The organism is Methanomicrobium sp. W14 (assembly GCF_017875315.1).
GTDB lineage: Archaea > Halobacteriota > Methanomicrobia > Methanomicrobiales > Methanomicrobiaceae > Methanomicrobium.
In genome coordinates this window covers 749,542-766,402 of sequence record NZ_JAGGMM010000001.1, presented here as the reverse complement: position 1 = coordinate 766,402, position 16,861 = coordinate 749,542, and the positions used below count along the sequence as shown (strand labels likewise).

The window sequence follows — 16,861 nt, the reverse complement described above, 5'->3', positions numbered from 1 at the left end:
ATTTTATTTCATCCGGTATATTATAAAATAAAAAGTCTTTGTTTTTAATCAAAAAATTTTCAGAATATCTTTTTTGATAATAACAGCATAATTTATCAGTCATGGTGGAGTTTGATGTGATTGAGCTGGATTCAGATCAGCCATTCTGCCTTGATAAAACACTTTCCTGCGGACAGGCACCGCGGTGGCATCAGGAAAACGGATGGTGGTACGGGGTGGTAGCGGATTCTGCGTTTAAAGTACGTCAGGACGGGGATAAATTGCATTACGATGGTGTGGGCAGTGATTTTATCAGCAGATATTTTTGTCTGGACTTTGATTTGTGGAAGGTGTATGACAGGCTGAAGGACGATGTTTATGCAAAAAGAGCGATGCAGGAGAATTACGGTCTGAGAATTCTCAATCAGGATGCATGGGAGTGTATGGTATTCCAGATGACTGTAAACCGTATCCGGACAAAGTCATCTACCGATCGCATCACAAGAATTTCTTCACGTCTTGGAAAAAAGCTGAATATAGACGGCAAAGAATACTTCACCTTTCCAAAACCTGCTGATATAGTAAATGCAGGCCTTCCTGCTCTGAAGTCCTGTAATATAAGTTATTTTGCAGATAATATTATGATTGCAGCAAATAAGGTTCTGGAAAATCCTTTGTGGGAAAATGAAGTGAATAATGCGGATTACGATGCGGCGGTATCAATTCTGTCTGGTTTTAAGGGTATTAAGCACAGGGTTGCCGAGTGGATTCTCCTTTTTGCATTTAAAAGGTATGAGGCATTTCCTGTTGATGCCCATATCAGAAAGATCTTTGAAGAAAATTATCTTAAGGGTCATTATTTTGGAACAGATACAGATGATAAATTTGATGAGGCAGTAAAAGATGCCGCATCACGTAAGTTCGGTGACTACCGCGGTTACGCCCTTGAATACCTGTTTAATACATACAGGTCCCAGTAAAAAATATGAATAGTTAAAGTGAATACCCCGGTATTCCTGCAGAAAAACTGTCAGAAAATATAAAAAATTAAAATTTAAATTGAATTTTTAATTTCTTCGCTGAAATTTTCGGCTGTTTTCCTGTTTTTTGCCTCGACAAAAAGTCTCATGAAGGGTTCTGTTCCTGAAGGTCTCAGAAGAGTCCATGAATCTTTTCTGTTTATGCGTATCCCGTCTGTTAAATCCAGATTTTCATTTGAAAACATGTCTTTTATTTTCTCTATAACTTCTCCGGGTTTTTCTGTATAGATTTTATCTCTCAGCATTACCCTTTCAGGGAGCTCTTTTCTTAGTTCTGAAAGTTTTTTCTTCTCTGATGAAAGGAGTGCGACCATCGCGGCAGCTGACATCCCACCGTCGCGGCAGTGCTGGTGTTCTGGGAATATCAGACCACCGTTTCCCTCTCCGCCGAATACAACGTTTTCACCATTCTTCTTGAGCTCAAGCATTTTCCTTGCAACGTAAATACTTCCGACCTTTGTATAAACCACTCTGCAGTTTGTATCTTTTGCAATGTCTTCGACAATCCTTGAAGTGCTTACGGGTGTAACGACGATTCCATTCTTTGTTCCTTTTGAGAAATATCTCTGCATTAGTGCAAATTCCTCGTTTTCCTCGACATAATCTCCATTTTCGTCAACAAAAACGGCCCTGTCGGCGTCCCCGTCATGTGCAACCCCAAAAGCTGCACCTGTAGACCTTACAAGCTCAGACAGGCCTTTTAGACCTTCAACAGAGGGTTCAGGAAGTCTGCCGGGAAACATTCCGTCACAGGAGCCGTTTATTGTATGAACCGTGCACCCGAGTCTTGATAATATCACAGGCGTTGTAAGGCATGCAGGCCCGCTACCCGGGTCTACTGCTATTGTCATATTTGCGGAAAGGCCGGGAAAATGCGATAAAACCCCGTTTATATATTCGTTGTTAGCATCATCGGCATGTGTTTCACTGCCGACATTTTTCCAGTCCCCGCATTTGAATGATTCTGACAGCAGTATATTTTCTACTTTAATCGTTTCCGTGTCATCCATCTCGGTTCCGTCTGCCTCAATCAGTTTAATTCCGTTATATTCGGGTGGATTGTGCGAGGCCGTGACCATTGCTCCTGCGTTATAGTGCTTTTTTACCAAGTACTGAAGTGCAGGCGTTGGCAGAATTCCGGTGTCAATTACGTTGCATCCTGCACAAAGAAGTCCTGCTTTAAGAGCGTTAATAAGTGCTGGACCTGATGTCCTTGTATCCATTCCGACTGCAATTTTGCCTTTCCTTGCTGTTCCAAGGGAGAGTCCTATTTTCATGGCAAGTTCAGGTTTCATGGACTCCCCGATGACTCCGCGTACACCGTTTGTTCCGAAAAGCTGTTTTTTTGATTTATTATCCGACATTTCATATACCTGTTTTTTATTTAGATATTCTTTGATTTACAGGATGATATTATTTTTTTTGCTGTTTTTTAACGTTAAAATCAGGACTTTGAACCTGGTTAAATTTGCCTGTGTTATATATTGCACTATATGGTTTACAGGCTTTAAACGTTGCAGTCTTATCAGTCTTGTTGCCAGGTAATTTTACCAGAATTAATAAATCAAAAGAAATAATATGGTGATTATAAGAGTTTTTCATGAGAAAATGGTTTTATCCTGGGAAAAATTTTGTTGAAAAATTACATTATTGCAGCGTATTATCCAGACCTGTGAGTTCTTCTTTGAAGTTTTTTATTGATTCCGACATCATAGTAAAAGCATTTTCATGATTTTCATATGCAATAACAAGAAATACTGTCCCGTTTTTTTCATTGTATCTGGGGTTGTAAAAGAATTTGGCATTAACAATTCCAGGTGAACCCTTTGCTTTTTCTTCAGTCTTGTTTAAGAGTTCTTTTATTTCCAGGCACCTGTTGTTATGCCTGTTCTCTTTATTTTTTTCGCCGGTATCTTTTACGGATCCTTTGAATGAGAGAATTTTTTGTGTACTGTCTGAATTTTTATTTTTGTCCAGTCCTTTGATTATACCCTGAAGGGTGTAGTAGTCGTCAAAAAGGTCAAGGGAGTTTATTACATCGTCTACCGACGGGTCATGCATTAGAGCATTTTCAATCTCAAGGTCCCCTTTTACAATTTTTTTGAAGCCTTCGTCTTTGAATCCTTCAATAATTGCATAACCGATTCCTGCATCTGAAAGGAGGTCGAGGACTTCGAACAGTTCGTTGCTATGTATAGCAACCATTGCTTTATTGCAGTCCAGACCTGCGACATAATAGGCACCATGCTCAAAATGTGTCGTTGTATCTTTTCCTTCTTCCATCATGAAATTGTGGTGGCCCATGTGTTTGATGACTCCCACTCTTTGGGGAAACATTGGAACCATGGTGTCAAGGAGCTTATGAATAAATGTCGTCTTGCCGGAATTTGAGTGTCCGACAATGTGAATGATTTTCATTTTTAATTAATCTCCTTCATTGAAAGTTTCATTTTCCTTGTTGCCGGTATCCTGTTCTTTGTCATTCTTCGGTTTTCTGATCATTGACGCTGCTTCGGCTACGCTTCTCATAACGTCTGATATCTGGTCTTCAGTCTCAATTTCGTCGTCGATGTCAACAGAGGTGCCTTCGATTTCAAGCAAAAACCTTGCAACTTCACTGGATTCAAAGAGTATGTCGTCAAGTTCATCTGCTGTAAAAAAACCGCATAGTGCTCCGTAAAAAAAAGTTGCACCGGATTTTTTGACTTTTTTCTTGAATGAGCTTCTTGCCTGGTTTACTGCCTGTGGAGTATATGTGTCTGTCATGAAGGGCACAAGTTCGGGAAGATTTTCTCCTATAAATGTCATTTCTGCTCCCCCTCTTGTTGTGAAATCAGCGCAGAGTCTTGCGATGGCCCATTCTCTTGCAGTAATATATGTGTGTTTTCTCAGGAATGTATTTACACGCCTGTATGCTGACCCGTCAACTTTTTTGAACTTTTTGTATTTGTTTATTCTTTCCTTGTCTTCGGTTGTCAGTTTATGCTCCTTAGGTCCGGAAGTGTTTATCTGGCTATTATTTTCGTTATTAATTTCATTATCAGTCGTTGTTGTGTCTGCGTCATCAGGTCCGGGTTCTGTGTCACTGTAATTATCACCGGATTTGGAAATTACCTCTGATAATTTATTTTCATCCGTAAAACTTTCGTCAATTTCCTGTTCAGTCATTATTCCCTCCTCAAAGCAGGTTTTCTGATATTTCTAGATAATTCTTTCGAGATTTTAGAGGATTTTAGTATCATGATATTATAGCCCAGTAATGTATAGCATCATATGGTTTATATAATTGGTGTTCTCATGTGAATGTACACTTAAACTAAGCCAGATTATACCTCTGTTTGTTTATTCAGGGTCCTATTGACATTGGATATCCCTGATTTTCTGGATGTTGCGGTGTGATATTCTCTTGAGCGTTTTTCCACAAAAAAGTCAGGTCTTCCTCTAAAAATTTCCTAAAAAAAGGCAAAGATATATTCGTTAAATTTTCATTAAATCTATGGTTTTTCTGCGGTTTATTGTCCTGTAAAGAATCTGATTATGCTTTAAAATTAATAAAAGAGAGTCCGTTATTTTTTAAAAATCGTTTAAATAATGAAAAATCCAGATATAGCCTATAATTTATGAAGAAAAATGTTATCCCTGGACAGAAAATAAAATTTCTTATAATTTTCTTTAATAGTAAATCCTGCGTGTATGCCCTTTTAATTTAAACAGAAATTTGTTAATATTGGTATTTTAGTCTTGGTAAGATTTGTTTAAGAAGTAAACAGGCTTTTGATTTTTCTAAACCCGCTAAAAAGCATTTTAGACCTCGGGCAGGTGACGGGTTTATAAGTTAAAAGTTTCTTAAAATTACCTTCTGATTTATTCAAACGTTTTTTTGTTACAGGGAGGCAGTTTCGCAGTTTCATATAAATGGAAAATAAGTCTTTTTGCCGGGCCCTTACCCTTATCTTCACAGAAGGCCTTGATATGGACTGATTAAATTGAAAAAAATAAAGAACGGGTTATTTTTCTGCTTATTTCCCTGATTCTGAGAGCGGGAAAAATCTATTGTAGACTTCTTTTCTTTCGTCGACATCAGTATGCAGGTAGATTTCAGTTGTCTGAATTGAACTGTGGCCCAGATTTTCCTGTACAACCCTAAGGTTTTTGGACCTTTTGTACAGTTCACTGGCGTAGCTGTGTCTTATTTTATGCGGTGTAATCCCTTTCGGAGCGTATTTATTAAATATGTACTGAACCGTTCTTGGAGAGATGTTCTTTCCGAGCTGACCTGTAAACAATGGCCCCTCAATCTTTCCGCCGGAGTATTTTTCTATTTCATCAAGTGTTTCATCGTCGATAAAAACAGTTCTTATTTTTCCTCCTTTTCCCTTAACTCTGATTGTATGGTCTTCAAAATCTATATTTTCAATATCAATTCCGCAGAGTTCGGACACACGTACTCCTGTTGCGTATATCGTCCTGATTATAAGGCGGTCTCTTTCATCCTGAATAGATTCCAGGAGCTTTAAGACTTGGTTATGTTTGAGGTACCTAATCTCCTTTTCCTTGATTTTCGGCCTGTCTATTCCGATCATGGGGTTTGCCTCAACTGCACCCTGTGCATAGCAGAACCTGTAGAATGAACTTAATGAGGATATTATTCTCTGCAGCGTTGCCGGTTTGTAATTGTTCTGTAGCGAAATAAAAAGCAGGAAATCATTTACAAATACAGGAGATACCTCTATTTTTGTGTCATTTTCTGCATTTTTCCGGTCAGTCCAGTATGCTTCAATGTCGTCCTCGCCTTTGTTTCGTCTTATCCACATATAATGCCCGAATCTCTTTATGCCGTCTTCATAACTTTTGATTGTCCGGGGCGAATAATTCCTCATTTTCAGGTGATAACTGAAGCGTTTTATCCATTCAGAAAAAGAATCCTTTTTCATTGCTATTTTATTGATAACTCTATGTAAATAAGTTTTGCGTAGAATATACATTCTGCGCAAAAATATATGTCACACAGGTTTTCTTCATTACACAATAATAATGTGTTCAAGTTATAGTGTCCCTGCAGTCTGGCGGCTGGTCAAAAAAAATTCCTGGATTCATAGTAACCCCTTGTTGTAAGTTGTTTTCTATGGGTCTTAAGAGGATGATTATTCTATGCTAATCGCTCAGAAATAGCGAATTGAATAATGACTCATCAAGAGTGTCTTAAAAACCATGTTTAGGAAATTGGAAGGTTTTGGAAAGGATATTAGTCCTGATAAATAAGGTTTAAACGTTATTTTGGTCTGCACTAAAATTTCGTATAACTGATTTTGGCAAAAACCAGACCTGCACCAATTCAAGTTGCAACTTTTTAAGGCCAATCTATTTTTGTTTTAGTTTTAGTGACCCTCTCATACTTTTTTTGGAATTGTAATCCGTGGTACGTGGAGATTTCGTAAGAAATACCAAAAAAACTGTTTATTCAAAGTATATCTAAGATTATTTATGATTATTCAGAGCTCAGGCAGGAGGTGCCTGCTTTACCGGATTAAACAGTTGGTTTCAATAGGTGTTACATCGTGGGGATGGTTTTCCTACGCGGGAGCATCCGTTAAATCAGATTAATATGTTGGTTACTGCTTTATGAACTGAGGCTTTTGTTTCTTTTAGATTAACTAATGTTGTCCTGCCTGGTAGTTTTTTAAGAAATTCCTTTTGAATCTGTTATATATTCTGGTTTTATTAATTTATTCACTGAATTTCACCTTTTTCGTTTTCTTGATACTTGAAACATATATTCAATAAACCATATGATGCTATACTTTACCTATGTGTTAGGGAAATCAAAAAATATAATGATATTGATGTTGGACTTTACACCTTTGAGAAAATTGTTTAGCAACATATGGTTTATCGGGTAAATTGATCGTATTTGTTCTCAAAACAATCATATCCCTACGAAAACAAAGATAATACACGGATGAGCAAAGAAGGACCAACACCGGCAATGAGGCAGTTTTACGAGATGAAGAAGAAATACCCGGATACAGTTCTTTTTTTCCAGATGGGTGATTTCTATGAAACTTTCGGTGAAGATGCAGAAGTAGTATCACGGGAACTTGAAATAACGCTCACATCCAGGGGCAGAGACGTCAACGGCGAAAAAATGCCTCTGGCCGGAGTACCTATACATGCAGGGGAGATGTATATTGCACGCCTTGTCCGCAAAGGCTACAGGGTAGCCATATGCGATCAGGTAGAAGACCCGAAAAAAGCGAAGGGCATCGTAAAGCGCGATGTTGTCAGAATAATCACACCCGGGACTATAATCGACTCCGAAATGCTTGGAAACTCCGGGTCTTCATATCTTATGTCGGTTTTTCCGGATAAAAAAAATAAGGAATACGGAATTGCATTTCTGGATATCTCAACTGGAGAATTCTTTATATCTTCGTGTAATGCCTCATCAGGCTTTTCGGACCTGAATTCCGAAATATCAAAATACCAGCCTGCCGAATGCATAATACCTGTTTCGTCATCTTCAGGTCTCTCTGAAAATCTAAAAAAACTCGGTGTAATTGTAACTTCCTACAGTGATTCTGCATTCGATTTGAAGTTTGCCGGTGATTACCTGAAAAATCATTTCCATGTCTCCTCGCTTGAGGGTTACGGGTGCCTTGGTATGGATTCATCTATCTGTGCCGCCGGTGCATGTCTTTCCTATGCGTGCGAGACGCAGATGACAGATCTTAATTACATCAGAAATTTTTCGACAAAAATCTCTTCAAATAATATGATCCTTGATGCCGTCACACTCAGAAATCTTGAAATTCTTGAGAATATTAAATCCGGCGGTCCGGACTCATCGCTTTTTGGTATTCTGAATGAGACAAAAACTCCCATGGGCAGCAGAATACTTAAAAAATTCATCACCTCACCACTTGTCAGCAAGGCTGAAATTGACAGGCGTCTGGACTCAGTAGGGTATTTTTATGATCTACCTATGATACGCTCATCTCTCAGGGAACACCTTCACAAATTCTATGATATAGAAAGAATAGCAAGTCGTATATCATACGGAAATGCAGGTCCCCGTGATTTAAACGCATTAAAAGACTCACTTGAAAAAATAACGGATATAAAAAGTGATTTTGACTCCTCACCGTCTGAAATTCCATATCTTGTTACAGAGTCACTTAGAAAAATCAGTGATATGGAGGATATCAGAAAGCTTATTGCAAAAGCAGTGTGCGACGAACCTCCTGTCAATGCCCGTGTGGGAGGAGTTATCCGTGAAGGTTATGCTCTCTCTCTTGACGAGCTGAGAGATATCTCAGTATCCGGCAAAGACTGGATAGCCTCCTTTCAGCAGTCCGAACGTGAAAGGACAGGCATAAAGTCACTGAAAGTGGGGTACAACAAGGTTTTTGGATATTTTATTGAGGTTACAAAATCAAATTCAAAAAACGTTCCGCCTGAATATGTCAGAAAGCAGACCACAGTAAACGGCGAAAGGTATACTCTTCCGGTCCTGCAGGAGAAAGAATCGCTTATTGCAAATGCGGAGGAGAAGGTGTCTGCACTTGAATATGAAATATATCAGGAATTAATTGAAAAGATAAAGCCATACGTTGAAACAATACAGACAACTGCAAGAAATATCGGTCTTCTGGATGTATATGCAAACCTTGCCGCAATATCCCATTCAAGAAATTACATCCGGCCGGTTATAGAAGATTCAAAGCGCCTTCTGATAAACAACGGGAGGCATCCGGTCGTAGAAAGAAACATCCAGAACTTTGTCCCCAATGATGCTGATCTTGATTCATCAGACAACCAGATACTGATAATTACAGGGGCGAATATGGCTGGAAAATCCACGTATATGCGTGAGGTTGCACTTATATGCATAATGGCCCAGACGGGGTGTTTTGTTCCTGCAGATACTGCTGTCATCGGAATTGTAGACAGGATTTTTACAAGAGTCGGAGCTTTTGATGACCTGGCAAGCGGGCAGAGTACATTTATGGTGGAAATGCTTGAACTTGCCAATATACTGAATAATGTAACACCTGAAAGTCTTGTCATTCTTGATGAAATTGGCAGGGGGACAAGTACCCTGGACGGTTTTTCCATTGCAAAGGCAGTCCTTGAGTTTCTTCACGGGACTAAACAGGAGGGGCCCAGGACTCTGTTTGCAACACATTTCCATGAAATGGTAGAAATAGAGGCCGATTTGAAAAGAGTAAGGAATTACCATTTTGCTGTCAGGGAGACAGGGGACGATGTGGTGTTTTTGAGAAAACTGATTCCCGGTGCAACCGACAGGAGCTATGGTATTCACGTGGCAAAACTTGCCGGAATACCGTCCAAAGTAATTAAAAGGTCAGAAATTATTCTAAAGGAAGAACAGGAGAAACAGTATGATCCAAAAAGCGGCAGAAAAATGCCACGGTATACACAGCTTCTGCTGATTGACAACCCCGAACCTGTATCTTCACCGCGAAAGGAAGACCCAGTCCTGAAAAAACTGAAAAGCATCGATCCAAACTCTGTTAATCCTAGAGAAGCACTTGCACTGCTGTATGAACTGAAAAAAGAGGCCGGAGATGATAATAATTGAACGATTCTGAAAACACACGCACTATACATGTACTTGACGAGGCTACAGTCAATAAAATTGCTGCCGGAGAGGTCGTAGAGCGGCCAGCGTCGGTGGTAAAAGAGCTTGTAGAAAATTCTCTTGATTCAGGCGCGGATTCAGTGACTGTTGATATAGGTTCTGATTCAGGCGGAATTTTCAGGATGATGGTTGTGGACAACGGATGCGGCATGAACCGGGATTCGGCCCTGCTTTCTTTAAAGCGCCATGCAACAAGCAAAATAGAAGATGTGTCAGACATTTCAAATATTGAGACTATGGGGTTCAGAGGTGAGGCCCTCGCAAGTATCTCCGGGGTTTCAAGGCTGACAGTTATAACAAAGACGCATTCATCGAAGGTATTATCTGGAACAAAGATTATCGCCGAGGGGGGAAATGTAATTGATATAGGAGAGACAGGCTCTCCTGACGGGACAACTGTAATAGTGGAAAATCTTTTTTTCAATACACCGGCAAGGAAAAAATTCCTCAAGTCCAGGCAGACTGAATTCAATCATATCTACACCGTAATCGAACGTATTGCAATAGCGAATCCTTCGGTCTCATTCAGGCTGGTTCACAACGGAAAGGAAAAAATATCCACACTGAAGACGGATTCTCTCATCGAAACTATATCATATATTTACGGGAAAGATATTTCGGATAAAATGTTTGATGTAGAGTCAGTGAATTCATTTATGAGAACAGAGGGGTTCTGTTCAGTTCAGAATCTCAATTACCCGGACTCGAAACATGTTTTATTGTCAATAAATAACCGTGTAGTTGCCTCTCCTGTTCTGATGAAGGCAATAAAAAGTGGTTACGGAACTCTTCTGGCAAAAGACCGCTATCCTGCCGTTTTTCTAAACATTATAATTGACAGAAGTATAGTAGATGTAAATGTCCACCCTACAAAGAGGGAAGTAAGACTGTCACGCGAAAAGGAGATATTTGAGGAAATTTCATCTGCAGTTAAAAAGGCACTGAAATCAGGGAATGTTCAGCTGGACTTTTCATCAGGTGAAAAAAATACTTTTAAAGAAATATCTGCCGAAGAAAGCCTGCAAAAACCTTTGTTTAAGGTTGAATCTCCAGCTGGCACATATGACTTAGGGGACAGTGAACCGGAGCTTTCTGGAAAACCGGACTTTGGTTATCATCCGAGATTTAGTGCGACCGACAGTCAGTTGAGACTCACCGAAAATTTTGATGAATCAGAAAATGAATCGAAACTTCCGGCAATGGAGGTTATAGGACAGTATGATGCGTCTTATATTATTGCGAATATGAGGAATTCAAAGGGTGATGAGCTAGTCGTAGTCGACCAGCATGCAGCTCATGAAAGAATTCTTTATGATCAGGTTATAAAAATCCGTGATTCAGGAAATAAGTCCCAGGAGCTTTTAGTACCGGTTATAATGACCTTTAAGGAAAAAGAAGCTGAAACACTGAGCTCCAATCTTTCACTTCTTGCAGAGGAAGGGTTTGTTATTGAAGAGTTTGGCAAAAACACGTTTGCTGTCAGGACAGTCCCTATGGTCCTTGGAAAACGGATAGGTACAGAGATTCTTAAGGATATCATTTCTGATCTTCTGGATGAAAATCTTAAATCTCTGGATTCCAAGAAAGAAAAAATTACTTCGACAATAGCATGTCGTGCGGCAATAAAGGCCGGTTCTGTACTGACCAAAGAACAGATGAACCGCCTTTTGAACCAGCTTTCGAAAACCGAGCTTCCTTATACATGCCCCCATGGAAGACCTACTATGCTCGTCTTCACAAGAACTAGACTGGATTCACTGTTTATGAGAAGCTGATGCCTCTAAAAATAGGTATATTTAGTTTGAACTGAGTTTTCCCTGCACCATGAATCCTGTTATCAGGTCAACTATTCCGATTGCTATTGCAAATACACCGATGACCTGAACAATTACAACAGTCCCGAGAAGCGGGAAAATTATAAGAACTATACCAAGAGCTATCCCTATAATTCCTGTTATTGAAAGGAGCAGACGATACCATCCGTTTTCCTTTTCCGCAGTAAGGCCTAGCCACAGATCTCCGAATCCTGTGATGAGGGCCCATATTGCAATAAGGACAGCTATCGTAAGCCATAAAACAAGAACATTAAGCACAGCAAGTATTCCTATAATTAAACCTATTATCCCTATAATTACAAGAACTGCTTTTGATTTAGTCGAATCTTTTTTGACAATACCTTTGATAATAGTAGAAATACTGTAAATAATAATCAGGGCGCCTATGAAATAGGCAAACAGATCCACAACGTAAGGTGCCCATACAAGCGCAATTGCACCGAATATAATTGCTATCAGTCCCTGAAGCAGGAATACCCACCAGTTTACCGGTGAAAATTCACTGTCAATTACTACCACTTCGTCCATTTTAGACCTCCAATTTAAATTCCTGATTTATAATATATATAAATTTCTAACTTTTTTTGGAAAAAAAATGTCTTAATTTTGATTTTTTATAGAAATTATCTGTTTGTATGTATTATTATCCTGTGAGTGCATGAAAATATATGATGTGCATAGATGATCGTCATTTTTTCTTTCTGGATGCGCCGGGTGTTATTTTTAAAACATAGAGTTTTTCATCTTCGATGCACCGCTCTGATATTACGCACACATTTAATTCAAGTGATGAAAGATCTGCCAGAACCTCATCTTTCCCCGTAAGGGATGAGATCAAAAGAAGGCACCTTCCGTTGTCTGTCATTGCTTTCTCAAGCATACCGGCAAATCTTTCTATAGTATTCCGCCCGCTTATTCCTCCGTCAAGAGCATATTCCAGCCAGTCATCAATTCTCTCACCGGGCTGTGTCGGAAGGTATGGAGGATTGAAGATAATCAGGTCAAATCTTTTATTTATGCAGGATAAAAGATCGCCTCTTATGACCTCTATACCTTTCTTTTTTGAGGCTGTGCATGCATAAGGATTTATATCTATAGCAAATGTGTTCTCTGAGATTTTTTTTATCTCTCCCGCTATTTTGCCGCTTCCGGTACCGACTTCAATTATATTTTCACAGGGACGTGCCTCTTTTAAGGCGCATTCCAGAAGAAGGTAAGTATCTTCTTCGGGCTGATATACCTGTTCTTTGTAATCTGTCATCTCTTAATCCTGAATCGTCTTTATTTTAAGCACCAGGAATTACTTTGGTTAACGCCGGTCTTTACTATGCTTACATTTATGGTCTTTAATTATATAACTGAGACATAACAGAAATTTTTCCTTTTGGGGGAAAGGTTTTTGATGCATTTTCTGTCAGTCGGTGTATATTGTCTAAAAGTTTATGTAAACAAATATTGTTAAAAGCTTTAGAATCTAATTATCGAGAGACGAGAATATATGGAATTGAAAATAGGAAAAGCCGGGGGACGGGATTTTTATATTGATGCCCAGGAGCTTGTTACCGGCAGGACCTGTATAATAGCCCAGTCAGGCGCCGGAAAGAGCTGGAGTATTGCAGTTTTATGTGAAAAAATGTGCAGAAACAATATAGGGTTCTGCTTAATCGATACAGAAGGGGAATATTATTCGCTAAAGGAAAAATACGATAATATCTGGTGGATTGGTGCGGAAGGCGGGGATTCCGAGTGTGACGGAATAACTATGGACTATGATATTGAGAAGGTCAACATCCAGCATATTCTTCAAAGGGCGGTTTCGGAGAGCCGTCCTGTAATTTACGATGTCTCGGAAGTTGAAATGATCCCGCGTGTCACAAAGATGGTCCATGCACTTTATGACGTTGCAACAGAGCAGAGAAAACCGTACCTTTTGATCGTTGAAGAGTCTGACAAATTTATACCGCAGTCAAAGGACTCAATAAAAAAAATAGAGGAAATATCACGAAGGGGGAGAAAAAGAGGTCTTGGAATGATGGTTGCAACTCAGAGGCCTGCTATAGTTACAAAAAATGTTCTCTCCCAGTGCAATAACCAGATAATAGGAAAGCTCTCTATAGAAAATGATCTTAAGGCAGTCGGTCTTTTTTTCAGTTCAAAACAGGAAGTCGAGGAACTTACGACACTGAACCCCGGTGATTTCTTTGTTATGGGAAATCTCGTGCGTGAAAAAACGAAGATGAGGTTCGGGAAACGTGAGACGCAGCACCGTGGTCTGACTCCGGTTCTTGAGTACAGGGAGATCTCTGATGATAACGATTCTGGTGAGCAGGAAGAGCCTGAAGTGGATATTATTGACGATTTAAATGACGGTGACTATAGTGTATCCTCAGGTAATAAAGAAAATGACGTCTTTACTGAAAATGAAACAGACACGGACAGAGTGACTGAAGCAATCGCCGTAAAAAGCCTTGGCCATGTTTCGTCTCCTGCAAAAAAAACAGCATCCCAAAAAGGAAGTCAGGCAAAGAAAAAAAAGGCTTTAGTTGCTGAAAAAATAAAGAAAGAAGCTGTTATTCCTGTGGTAGAAAGAGATGAAGCACTGAAAACAGCATCTAAAAAGCTTAAAAAAAGCAGATTGGGTTTGGGCTCCGGTGAAAAGCTGTTGTCGGCAGATTTGGTTTATATCCCGATTGTGAAAGTTTCAATAAAATATATCGGTGGAATTCTCAAAAAATCAACCAGAAAAGCTTCTTTTTTAATAGACGGAAGAAACGGTGCAGGCGTTAACTTATCCCGTGGTCTTAGTTTCAGGTCTTTTTTTTCAGAATATGTAGGACTTGATGAATCCTCTGTAGTCATTTTAAGCCTTCTGCCGATAAAGGGTGACACCTTGGCAGGTATTGAAGCGCAAAGCGGTCTGGATAAAAAAACCGTTGAAAGATCTATTTCTTCTCTTGAAAAAAAGAGGCTTATTACCCGTTCAGAGACTATAGGCGAGTCGGAAGAACCTGTATATGTGCCTCTTGTGTCAGACTCCCTCCCGGTGGTAAAACCAAAAGAAGTCAAAATGAACCTTCGGATGGGTCATCTTGAAGAAGGGACTACAGAGAAGAGGACTGTTGAGGAGAGTGACATGAGGACGGTTCTTAAAGTTGTAGAACCGACATCCGAGATTACGGATTATTATACATTTTATTACCCCATGTTCAGGGTGACCGCTGCAAGCGGATACGAGGAAAGGACAGTGTACATTGATGCTGTTACAGGAAAAGAAGTTTTCCCTGACGAATTTTAAGAACCACCTTTTTATTTTGCTATTTTTGCAATGTTTGACATAAACGAAAATTCCTTCAGCGTAAGTTCTTCGGGACGCTTTTGCAGGAGTTCTTCCGGGATGTTTTCAAATATCCTTTCGACATTTTTTTCACCCAGTTTTTTTGAGGATATTTTAAGTGCCTTCCGTATTGTCTTTCTCCTGAGTGAAAAAAGCTCCCTTACAAGGTCTGAATAAAATTCTTTGTCATCAATCTGGTAGGTGAGCTCTTTTTTAGGGGTAATCCTTACAACCCACGAATCGACTTCAGGTGGCGGCGAAAAAGAACCGGGTTTAAGCTCTAAAAGGGGCATGACTTTTGCGTATGTCTGGACCATTACGGAAAGCCTTCCGCAGTCTGCCGTTCCCGGAAGAGCAATCATTCTTTCCGCAAATTCTTTCTGGTACATAAGAACCGCTTCTGAAAATTTTTTTCCCAGCAGTCTGAATGTTATCTTTGAAGACACGGAATACGGAAGATTTGCGACGACTTTATCAAATTCGGGAAGTACGCATTTTGCTGCGTCACCGTGAATTATTTTAAGTCTGCCGGACTCAATCTCCTTTTTAAAAAAAATTTCCAGACAGGGTATCAGTGTTCCGTCAAGCTCTATTGCGGTCACTTCTGCTCCCCTGTCAAGAAGAGCCTTTGTTAATACACCTCTCCCCGGGCCGATTTCAAGGACCTTGACACCTTTAACATCAGTAAACTCAGAGATCTTTTTTACAGCATCATCATCGCAAAGGAAATGCTGGTCATGCAGAGCTCTCATTTTGATGTAAACAGGTGATACTTTACACCTGGGTCTTCTATCTCTTCCAGAATCCTTTTAATAATCATCTGTTCCGGATGCGGGATTGCCTTGATGCGTTCACTTATGTCTTCGAAGCTTTCGAAAGGCTTTTTTCCGCGTTCATCCAGAATTTCCCAAAGGAGTTTCTTCCCGATACCTGGCAGTAAATGAAGCATATGCTGTTTTGATGTAATTGGAACAGCTTTGTTGAAAAAATCAACAAATTTCTTTTGATTTCCCATAACTATACTTTCCACTGCGTATGGAAGTTCCAGTTTTGCAGTCTGTGTCAGATCGCTGTAGCTGATGCGGCGTTTGACTCTCTCGATCTGATCCCTTTCTTTGTCCCCTATGTATACCCTGTCGTTTGCCTGGAGAGTTGAAACCTTTGGGACAAGTTCAAGAAGTTTAAACTGCTCGATGCCCATAGCCTGAACAATAGGCTCCTTTTTGAACTGCGGACGGTGTGATTCACTCATACCGGTCATTGGAAGGACATCGATAATAACTGCATAAAGCTCTTTTTTATCTGTTTTATCGGTCTTCATCAAAGAAACCCCCCCTTTGATTTAGAAGTGAGCTATTACAAGGTCGAGAATCTCATCGAGTTCCTCACCTGAAAGAGTGAAGCGCTCCTTTGCATATATAGCACGAAGTTCATCCCTTGATTTGGGCATAACGGTAGCTATTCTAAATGCAATGTCGGGTTTAATTTTTTCAAGAGCAAGAAGGCTTTCTACCAGAGCCCTTGATTTTTCAGCGCTTGTTTTGGAGAGGTGATTGGCATGTTCAATGCTTCTGCGCAGTTCGTAAGACATCTCCTTCCCTGACTCAAGCCTGGCTGCCTCTACTTTCAGCAACTCTTCACGTAACACCGGCAGTGTAATCCTCTCTTCGTCTAATACTCCTTTTACTTTCATGCCAATCACTATTGAAAAATGATTATATTTCCTGTGGCTTTAGGTGTTGCGGTCTTGAGATAACAACTTTTGTTGAATTGCCGTCTCTAATCTCAAGCATCCATGCGCGTCCCTGTCTGCCGATAATTGTTCCGGTTTTCCCGTGGAATCTTCTGTGTGGCATCCCGCACTGAACACTCGGGTCAACAACAATATGGACCTTCTGTCCCTCTTCAAACTGCTGAATAACAGTTGTTACAGGTGCGAGGCCACGTTTTCTGAGATCTTTTTGGTATTTATAGCGTGTTTTTTTTCTCTGACCATTATGATGTGCCATTT

General features: G+C 39.8%; 14 protein-coding genes. 4 read left to right on the top strand and 10 right to left on the bottom strand.

Going from position 1 to position 16,861, the window contains the following annotated elements:
• Positions 1–101 precede the first annotated feature (101 nt).
• Positions 102–959, top strand: a complete 858-nt coding sequence (locus J2128_RS04055) for a DNA-3-methyladenine glycosylase (RefSeq protein ID WP_209689821.1) — start codon at positions 102–104, stop codon at positions 957–959.
• 74 nt (positions 960–1,033) lie between these two features.
• Here the strand turns inward: J2128_RS04055 and glmM are convergent, their stop codons facing one another.
• From glmM to xerA, 4 genes are all read right to left on the bottom strand, one after another.
• Entirely contained in the window at positions 1,034–2,383 is a 1,350-nt protein-coding gene (gene glmM, locus J2128_RS04050) for a phosphoglucosamine mutase (protein WP_209689820.1), read from the bottom strand.
• A 283-nt stretch (positions 2,384–2,666) separates the two neighbouring features.
• Entirely contained in the window at positions 2,667–3,437 is a 771-nt protein-coding gene (gene mobB, locus J2128_RS04045) for a molybdopterin-guanine dinucleotide biosynthesis protein B (protein WP_209689819.1), read from the bottom strand.
• Positions 3,438–3,443: 6 nt separating this feature from the next.
• Positions 3,444–4,187, bottom strand: coding sequence for a DUF5806 family protein (locus J2128_RS04040; protein ID WP_245323304.1), 744 nt, complete (start codon positions 4,185–4,187; stop codon positions 3,444–3,446).
• An 851-nt stretch (positions 4,188–5,038) separates the two neighbouring features.
• A complete protein-coding gene (gene xerA, locus J2128_RS04035; protein WP_209689818.1) occupies positions 5,039–5,953 on the bottom strand; it encodes a site-specific tyrosine recombinase/integron integrase in 915 nt (304 codons plus the stop codon).
• 1,025 nt (positions 5,954–6,978) lie between these two features.
• Between xerA and mutS the strand changes: the two genes are divergently transcribed.
• Both mutS and mutL read left to right on the top strand, forming a co-directional pair.
• Entirely contained in the window at positions 6,979–9,621 is a 2,643-nt protein-coding gene (mutS, locus tag J2128_RS04030; RefSeq protein ID WP_209689817.1) for a DNA mismatch repair protein MutS, read from the top strand.
• Positions 9,618–11,456 (top strand): DNA mismatch repair endonuclease MutL, encoded by a 1,839-nt coding sequence (mutL, locus tag J2128_RS04025; protein WP_209689816.1) that lies wholly within the window; start codon positions 9,618–9,620, stop codon positions 11,454–11,456. Before mutS ends, mutL begins: the two co-directional genes overlap by 4 nt.
• Positions 11,457–11,477: 21 nt before the next feature.
• On the opposite strand, the gene J2128_RS04020 is transcribed toward mutL, so the two are convergent.
• Positions 11,478–12,044 carry a DUF308 domain-containing protein gene (locus J2128_RS04020; RefSeq protein ID WP_209689815.1) on the bottom strand — a complete coding sequence of 189 codons (567 nt, stop codon included), beginning with the start codon at positions 12,042–12,044 and terminating at the stop codon, positions 11,478–11,480.
• A 160-nt stretch (positions 12,045–12,204) separates the two neighbouring features.
• Positions 12,205–12,777 (bottom strand): HemK2/MTQ2 family protein methyltransferase, encoded by a 573-nt coding sequence (locus J2128_RS04015; RefSeq protein WP_209689814.1) that lies wholly within the window; start codon positions 12,775–12,777, stop codon positions 12,205–12,207.
• Positions 12,778–13,014: 237 nt separating this feature from the next.
• Between J2128_RS04015 and J2128_RS04010 the strand changes: the two genes are divergently transcribed.
• Positions 13,015–14,811 carry an ATP-binding protein gene (locus tag J2128_RS04010; protein WP_209689813.1) on the top strand — a complete coding sequence of 599 codons (1,797 nt, stop codon included), beginning with the start codon at positions 13,015–13,017 and terminating at the stop codon, positions 14,809–14,811.
• An 11-nt stretch (positions 14,812–14,822) separates the two neighbouring features.
• Here J2128_RS04010 and rsmA read toward each other — a convergent pair whose 3' ends face one another.
• The 4 genes from rsmA to J2128_RS03990 are packed head-to-tail and all read right to left on the bottom strand — an operon-like array spanning position 14,823 to position 16,859.
• Positions 14,823–15,602, bottom strand: a complete 780-nt coding sequence (gene rsmA, locus J2128_RS04005) for a 16S rRNA (adenine(1518)-N(6)/adenine(1519)-N(6))-dimethyltransferase RsmA (protein ID WP_209689812.1) — start codon at positions 15,600–15,602, stop codon at positions 14,823–14,825.
• The gene (locus J2128_RS04000; RefSeq protein WP_209689811.1) at positions 15,599–16,171 is read right to left on the bottom strand and encodes a DUF655 domain-containing protein; all 573 of its coding nucleotides are present in this window, start codon (positions 16,169–16,171) and stop codon (positions 15,599–15,601) included. The genes rsmA and J2128_RS04000 overlap by 4 nt, the downstream gene beginning before the upstream one ends.
• 21 nt (positions 16,172–16,192) lie before the next feature.
• Positions 16,193–16,543 (bottom strand): RNA polymerase Rpb4 family protein, encoded by a 351-nt coding sequence (locus J2128_RS03995; protein WP_209689810.1) that lies wholly within the window; start codon positions 16,541–16,543, stop codon positions 16,193–16,195.
• Between the two features lie 22 nt (positions 16,544–16,565).
• Complete coding sequence (locus J2128_RS03990; RefSeq protein WP_209689809.1) at positions 16,566–16,859, bottom strand: 50S ribosomal protein L21e; 294 nt, start codon at positions 16,857–16,859, stop codon at positions 16,566–16,568.
• Positions 16,860–16,861: the final 2 nt, after the last annotated feature.

Coding starts and splice junctions, on each gene's coding strand:
- J2128_RS04015 (WP_209689814.1), bottom strand. CDS start 12,777: ATGACAGATTACAAAGAACAGGTATATCAGCCCGAAGAAGATACTTAC.
- J2128_RS04055 (WP_209689821.1), top strand. CDS start 102: ATGGTGGAGTTTGATGTGATTGAGCTGGATTCAGATCAGCCATTCTGC.
- J2128_RS04020 (WP_209689815.1), bottom strand. CDS start 12,044: ATGGACGAAGTGGTAGTAATTGACAGTGAATTTTCACCGGTAAACTGG.
- mobB (WP_209689819.1), bottom strand. CDS start 3,437: ATGAAAATCATTCACATTGTCGGACACTCAAATTCCGGCAAGACGACA.
- J2128_RS04010 (WP_209689813.1), top strand. CDS start 13,015: ATGGAATTGAAAATAGGAAAAGCCGGGGGACGGGATTTTTATATTGAT.
- rsmA (WP_209689812.1), bottom strand. CDS start 15,602: ATGAGAGCTCTGCATGACCAGCATTTCCTTTGCGATGATGATGCTGTA.
- J2128_RS04040 (WP_245323304.1), bottom strand. CDS start 4,187: ATGACTGAACAGGAAATTGACGAAAGTTTTACGGATGAAAATAAATTA.
- glmM (WP_209689820.1), bottom strand. CDS start 2,383: ATGTCGGATAATAAATCAAAAAAACAGCTTTTCGGAACAAACGGTGTA.
- J2128_RS04000 (WP_209689811.1), bottom strand. CDS start 16,171: ATGAAGACCGATAAAACAGATAAAAAAGAGCTTTATGCAGTTATTATC.
- xerA (WP_209689818.1), bottom strand. CDS start 5,953: ATGAAAAAGGATTCTTTTTCTGAATGGATAAAACGCTTCAGTTATCAC.
- mutS (WP_209689817.1), top strand. CDS start 6,979: ATGAGCAAAGAAGGACCAACACCGGCAATGAGGCAGTTTTACGAGATG.
- J2128_RS03990 (WP_209689809.1), bottom strand. CDS start 16,859: ATGGCACATCATAATGGTCAGAGAAAAAAAACACGCTATAAATACCAA.
- J2128_RS03995 (WP_209689810.1), bottom strand. CDS start 16,543: ATGAAAGTAAAAGGAGTATTAGACGAAGAGAGGATTACACTGCCGGTG.